Origin of the sequence: Subtercola vilae (assembly GCF_004923255.1) — a bacterium.
GTDB lineage: Bacteria > Actinomycetota > Actinomycetes > Actinomycetales > Microbacteriaceae > Subtercola > Subtercola vilae.
This window is the reverse complement of sequence record NZ_QYRT01000043.1, coordinates 24391-30564: the sequence shown is the minus strand read 5'-3', so window position 1 is coordinate 30564 and position 6174 is coordinate 24391. Positions and strand designations below refer to the sequence as shown.

Annotated in this window: 6 protein-coding genes; 4 read left to right on the top strand and 2 right to left on the bottom strand. The window is 63.9% G+C overall.

Annotated features, from left to right (window positions below):
• Positions 1-264 (bottom strand): hypothetical protein (locus D4765_RS19800; protein WP_237280504.1); only part of this gene is annotated, 264 nt, incomplete at its 3' end.
• 225 nt (positions 265-489) lie between these two features.
• Between D4765_RS19800 and D4765_RS16200 the strand changes: the two genes are divergently transcribed.
• The 4 genes from D4765_RS16200 to D4765_RS16185 all read left to right on the top strand — a co-directional run bounded on the left by D4765_RS16200 (position 490) and on the right by D4765_RS16185 (position 4111).
• Positions 490-1587 (top strand): M4 family metallopeptidase, encoded by a 1098-nt coding sequence (locus D4765_RS16200; RefSeq protein WP_136643357.1) that lies wholly within the window; start codon positions 490-492, stop codon positions 1585-1587.
• Positions 1571-1927, top strand: coding sequence for a protealysin inhibitor emfourin (locus D4765_RS16195; RefSeq protein ID WP_136643356.1), 357 nt, complete (start codon positions 1571-1573; stop codon positions 1925-1927). Before D4765_RS16200 ends, D4765_RS16195 begins: the two co-directional genes overlap by 17 nt.
• Positions 1928-1996: 69 nt before the next feature.
• On the top strand, positions 1997-3013 hold the full coding sequence (gene fgd, locus D4765_RS16190) for a glucose-6-phosphate dehydrogenase (coenzyme-F420) (RefSeq protein ID WP_201799347.1): 1017 nt from the start codon (positions 1997-1999) through the stop codon (positions 3011-3013).
• Positions 3014-3112: 99 nt separating this feature from the next.
• Complete coding sequence (locus D4765_RS16185; RefSeq protein ID WP_136643354.1) at positions 3113-4111, top strand: LLM class flavin-dependent oxidoreductase; 999 nt, start codon at positions 3113-3115, stop codon at positions 4109-4111.
• A 78-nt stretch (positions 4112-4189) separates the two neighbouring features.
• Here D4765_RS16185 and D4765_RS16180 read toward each other — a convergent pair whose 3' ends face one another.
• Positions 4190-6040, bottom strand: coding sequence for an EAL domain-containing protein (locus D4765_RS16180; RefSeq protein ID WP_136643353.1), 1851 nt, complete (start codon positions 6038-6040; stop codon positions 4190-4192).
• Positions 6041-6174: the final 134 nt, after the last annotated feature.

The window sequence follows — 6174 nt, the reverse complement described above, 5'->3', positions numbered from 1 at the left end:
CGGTACCGTCGTGAAATTCTGTGCCCGAGACAGCGACCCATCCCCCAACTCCGCCCGGGACCTCTCAGCCACCTCCCCCGCCAACCGCACACGCAACCCATCCACTAACCGGCCCAGCTTCTCTGCGTCTGCGATCCGTGACAACAATGCTTCATCGGCAAGCCCGAAGGGCGCGGCAGCCCCACACCACCCCGCCACAACACCAACCACCTCGTCAAAGGCAGCCGCGTCAGCAGAGAGGGAAGTGGTGGGCGATTCGTTCATGACCCAAGTCAACCACCAACCACTGACATTCACTCAACATTTAGGGCCCAAATCGACCCCCACAAAAAAGAATCTCAAAAAACTTTTGAGAAAGATTCGAATGCCTCATATTCATACCCGGTCGTGCTCTGCGGATGTATCTTGACCCCAGCACCGGCCACCGTCATCGTCACAGTCGGGGCCATACCCCGGGGAGTGTCGGAGCTGCGGCGTAGAGTTCTGCCCATGATTCAGTCGATAGTTCCGCCCTATCTGTTGGCCCGCATCGCCCAGGCCGGCGAGAGCGCGATGCCCCGTGCTGCCGCTGCTGCCGAACGTGCCTTGGTCAGCGACATACCTCTGCGCGACGCGCGTGAAGCACGCTCGGCCTCACCGCACACAGCCCCAATCAGGGCCGTGCCCAGCTCGCCCACCGCAGGTACGCCCCATAACCTCACCCGAGCGCCTCAGCCCCACCGAACCGTCTTCGATGCCAAGAACAGCGAAGACCTGCCCGGCACGCAGGTACGGGTAGAGGGCGGCCCGGCCCCGGCCGATGCAGCTGCGAACGAGGCATACGATGCCCTCGGCGCCACCTTCGCTCTCTACCAAGAAGCGTTCGGCCGAAACTCCATCGACGACAAAGGGCTGCCGCTCCTCGCCACGGTGCACTACGGGCACGACTACGACAATGCCTACTGGAACGGCGAGCGAATGGTCTTCGGCGATGGCGAAGGCGAGGTGTTCGGGCGGTTCACCGCATCGGTTTCGGTCATCGGCCACGAGCTCACGCACGGTGTCACCCAGTTCACTGCAGGGCTCGCGTACGAGGGCCAATCGGGCGCGCTGAACGAATCGTTCTCCGATGTGATGGGGGCACTGGTCGAACAGCATCTGAAGAAGCAGACGGCGGCCGATGCATCGTGGCTCATCGGAGAGGGCTTGTTCACCGCCGCGGTGAAGGGCAGGGCGTTGCGGTCGATGCTGGCTCCGGGAACAGCGTACGACGATCCGGTGTTGGGCAGAGATCCTCAGCCCGCAGACATGGCGCACTATGTCGAAACGAGCGACGACAACGGCGGCGTTCATCTCAATTCGGGCATCCCGAACCGGGCCTTCGCGATTGCGTCGACGACTCTGGGCGGTTTCGCTTGGCTGAGTGCCGGGCAGGTCTGGTTCGACACCATCACCGGGCCGCTTTCACCAACTGCCGATTTTGCCGAGTTCGCAGCGGCCACCGTCACGGCCTCGACGAAACGTTTCGGCGCCGACTCGACCGAGACGAGTGCTGTTAGCGCCGCCTGGGCGAAAGTGGGAGTCTTGAGGGGTGATTCCGCCCACTGACCCGCAACCCACGTTGACGGTCATCGTCGTGCGCTCGGGCGGGTTCGCGGGACTGAAGCATAGCTGGCAGGCCTCCCCCAGCACCGAAGACGAGTCTGCCCGTTGGTTGAGCCTGTTGGGCGAGCTTCCCTGGTCGACACAGGCACCGGATGCCCGGCCGGCCGCCATCGAACCAGACCGTTTCGTCTACCGAATCCGCGTGCTGTTGAACGCTCAGGTCGAGCACGAGGCGACGGTACCCGAGAGCGCTCTGACCGGGCCATGGCGCACCCTCGTAGAGAGCGTGCGCGACGCGGCAGACAACCCGACGCCAGCGCAGAACCCAGGCACCGACGCTTAGAGTAAAGGTGGGGCTTGCCCCACCGACCCGATGCGCCATCTTCTACCAGCAAACGGAGAATTGATCACTGTGCTACCTCTGAAACTCGGTTACAAGGCCTCTGCCGAACAGTTCGCACCGCGCGAACTCATCGAACTTGCGGTGTCAGCCGAAGAGCACGGCTTTGAGAGCGTTGTGGTCAGTGACCACTTTCAACCGTGGCGGCACACCGGCGGTCATGCCCCGTTCTCTCTGGCGTGGATGACGGCGGTCGGCGAGCGCACCTCAAAGGTTCAGATCGGCACCTCGGTGATGACGCCGACGTTCCGCTACAACCCGGCCGTTCTGGCGCAGGCCTTCGCCACGCTGGGTTGCCTCTACCCGGGGCGCATCATGCTGGGTGTCGGCACGGGCGAAGCGCTCAACGAGATCGCCACGGGGTTCCGCGGCGCGGGCGCGCAAGACTGGCCCGAGTTCAAAGAGCGCTACGCGCGGCTGCGCGAGGCGGTCGACCTGATGCGAGCACTCTGGAGCGAAGACCGCGTGAACTTCGATGGCGAGTACTACAGCACGCATGACGCGAGCATCTACGATCGGCCCGAGGGGGGCATCCCGGTGTACATCGCCGCCGGCGGCCCACTGGTGGCGGGCTACGCCGGCCGCGCGGGTGATGGCTTCATCTGCACCTCGGGCAAGGGCATGGATCTCTACACCGAGAAGCTACTGCCGGCCGTCGAGGCGGGCGCCGAGAAGGTCGGCCGTGATGCGTCGAGCATCGACCGGATGATCGAGATCAAGCTCTCATACGACACCGACCCGGCCGCCGCCCTCGAGAACACCCGTTTCTGGGCACCGTTGTCGCTCTCGGCTGAGCAGAAGCACGACCTCACGGATCCGATCGAGATGGAGAATGCGGCTGACGCCCTGCCCATCGAGCAGGTCGCCACGCGCTGGATCGTTGGCTCCGACCCCGATGAGACTGTCGCGAAGATCAACGAGTACGTGGCCGCAGGCTTCAACCACCTCGTGTTCCACGCCCCTGGCAGCGACCAACGCCGCTTCCTCGCCGACTTCGAGCGAGACCTGGCACCGCGGCTGCGCGCCTGACCGCTGACACAGAAGTCGTCGCTGACACAGAAGCTGCCGCTGCCGCGCAGAATTCACCCATTCGGGAACGAATCCTGTGCGTCAGGGGTTGAGAAGAGCATGTCACTTGCTCTCTCGATTCTTGATCTCGCACCCATCGCCGCCGGTGAAACCGCGCGCGAAACCTTCGCCGCGAGTGTGACCCTCGCCCAGCACGCCGAGAAGCACGGCTACACGCGCGTCTGGTACGCCGAGCACCACAACATGGCCACGATCGCCTCGAGCGCGACGAGCGTGCTCATCGGCCACGTCGCCGCGCAGACCTCCACCATTCGCCTGGGCTCCGGCGGCATCATGCTGCCGAATCACGCTCCTCTCGCCATCGCCGAGCAGTTCGGCACCCTCGAGACGCTGTATCCGGGCCGCATCGACCTCGGCCTCGGGCGCGCTCCGGGCAGTGATCAGCTCACCATGCGGGCGATGCGCCGCGACGCAACGTCTGCCGACACGTTTCCTCAAGACGTTCTCGAGCTGCAGGGGTATCTGAACGGTGAGTCGGTGATCGAGGGCGTGCAGGCAGTGCCCCGGGCATCCACTCGCGTGCCCCTGTACATTCTCGGCTCGTCGTTGTTCGGTGCGCAGCTGGCCGCGGCCCTCGGCCTGCCGTACGCTTTCGCGTCGCATTTCTCACCGGATGCCCTGCACGAAGCCGTGGCGGTCTACCGCCGTGAGTTCGTTGCCTCCGAACAGCTCGACACGCCGTACGTCATCGCCGGTGCAAATGTCATCGCGGCCGACGACCCGGCCGATGCCCAGCGCCAGTTCGACGTCACCCGCCGGGCCAGGGTTCGCGGAATGCTTTCGCGCGGCCCTGCCACGCCCGACTACAGCGACGAGCAGATCGACGTTTTTCTCACGACGCCCAATGGCCGCCAGATTGCGAACATGATGCGGTACTCGGCAGCGGGCACGGCAGACGACGTGCGCGTCTTTCTCGAGAACTTCGCGTCGTCGATCGATGCCGACGAGCTCATCGTCGCCCACCAGTCGCCCACGATTGCCGACCGCCTGCGCTCCGTCGAGTTGACCGCGGGGGCACTGCTCGGAGCAGCCGTCTGAGCAGAACCTCGGGTCTGAGCGCCGTCAGGAGTCCGGGCGCCGTCAGGAGCCTGAACACCGTCAGCGGTCTGTCGAGGCTTACGGATGCCCTGACTCTGGCTGAATCCACATGGTCAACCCTGACTGCTTCAGCCGCTCGACGGTGTCGTCAGCCGTAGCCGGCCGCCCGTAGAGGTAGCCCTGCGCGTGCTGGATTCCCAGATCGAGCAGGGTCTGGTGGCCGATCTGTGTCTCGACCCCTTCGACAATGGTCTGCATCTCGAGGTCGGTCACCAGGTCGGCCACCGAGCTCAGAATGATCTTGTGACGGTTGTTGCCTTCGTCGGCGAGAAACACTTTGTCGATTTTGACCGTGTGAAGCGGAAGACTCAGCAGGGCAGCCGCGGTCGCATGGTCTTGGCCGTAGTCGTCGAGAGCGAAGTCGATACCGTCGCGGGTGAGTGCCGTCATGTGGGCGAGCGACGCGGCGTCGAGGTCGGCGATCGATGCTTCGGTGAACTCGAGCCGCAGTTTCACTGAGGGGTGAGTACTCTGCATCAGTTTGATGTGCTCGATGAGTTTGATCGAGGCAATCTGGGGCGCTTCGATGTTCACGTGCAGAGTGTCGGCGTGAGGCTGAATCGCAAGAAACGATTCCATTGCCTCGTAGGCCTCGCTGATGATGTCCATCGTCAGGGCATCGAGCAGACCGTGCTCGCGGGCCTCGGTGATGAGCATCGGCGGGCTGACGTTCACACCGTCGGGCGTCACCAGGCGAGCGAGTGCCTCGTAGCCGACGATGGTCTCTGAGTCGAGTTTCACGATGGGCTGGTAGACCACGAATACGGAGTGGTTCTCGATACCGGCCAGGATGTCTCCCGGGTAGAGCGTTGGAGGAGCTGGCTGGCCGTACGCGTCGAATCCGACGAGTGGTCGAGGCGGCAGCATGCCGTGCATACGCACAGTGTTGCGGCCCGCCTTTTTAGCGGTGTAGAGCACGCGGTCGGCAAGCTCGAACAGGGCCGAGATGTCGCTGGCCGTCGCGCCGGCGCCCACTGCCCCGCCGATGCTCACGGTCACTCGCGGTTCGACCGTCGGCTCAGCGAGCTGGCGGCGCAGGCGCTCCGCCAGCTGGGCGAGCTCGTCGGCGGCGGCCACGACCGCGAAGATGGCGAACTCTTCTCCGCCGGTACGAACAGCGAGGTCGTTCTCTCGAATCGTCGCCTTGAGCGCCAGAGCCGTGCGCTGCAGAACCTGGTCGCCGGTGCGGTGCCCGAGTCTGTCATTGACGGTCTTGAAGTGATCGAGGTCGAGAACGAGGCAACCCAGCAGCCGGCCGGTGCTCCGAGCAAGCGCATCGAGCCGCGGTACTTCGAGTTCCATCCCCCGCCGGTTCAGAAGGCCTGTCAGCGGATCAGTGTGCGCCAGCGTGATTGCATCGTCGCGAGCGAGTTCAAGAAACTGGCGCAGCCTGATGATGAGAAACACACCCGTGACGACGAGGCCCAGGTAGATCAACGCAGGGGCAATGGGCGTCGAACTTCGAAGCGCCATCACCACCAGGGCAAGCACGGTACCCACGACCCCGATCACGGTGCCGGCGCGGTATTCGTCGAGCGCGATCGCCGACATGGTGAGCCCGAGCAGCGAGAACGACGCAATGACGGCCAGGTCTGACGAGGTGACAACCAGAGCCACGAGAGACACAGCGAACATGGCGGCCACGATGAGCACGCGCCCGGGAATGTGAGAGGTGAGGTCTTGTTTTCGCACCTGGAATGACACGATGAGCGAAACCAGGCCAATGGCACCGAGTACGAGCCGCACCCAGTCGGGCTGAATGTCGACGAACAGAGCAAAAAAACCGTACCGAACGCCGGTTTCGATGGCCAGAATCTGCACCACGCGTGACCGAAAAGCGAATTGGGCCCTGTCTGTGGTGTCGCTCACGATAGTGCCCTCACCTGTCGACCCGATGCAACTGCCCGCGATACAGCACTTGCTCTGTCACCACGGTATCGGTTCGTCGTCATGCACGCGATATTGCGGCTTCACTGCAGCAGATTTCTAGCGGAGACTTGACA

Coding starts and splice junctions, on each gene's coding strand:
- D4765_RS16200 (WP_136643357.1), top strand. CDS start 490: ATGATTCAGTCGATAGTTCCGCCCTATCTGTTGGCCCGCATCGCCCAG.
- D4765_RS16185 (WP_136643354.1), top strand. CDS start 3,113: ATGTCACTTGCTCTCTCGATTCTTGATCTCGCACCCATCGCCGCCGGT.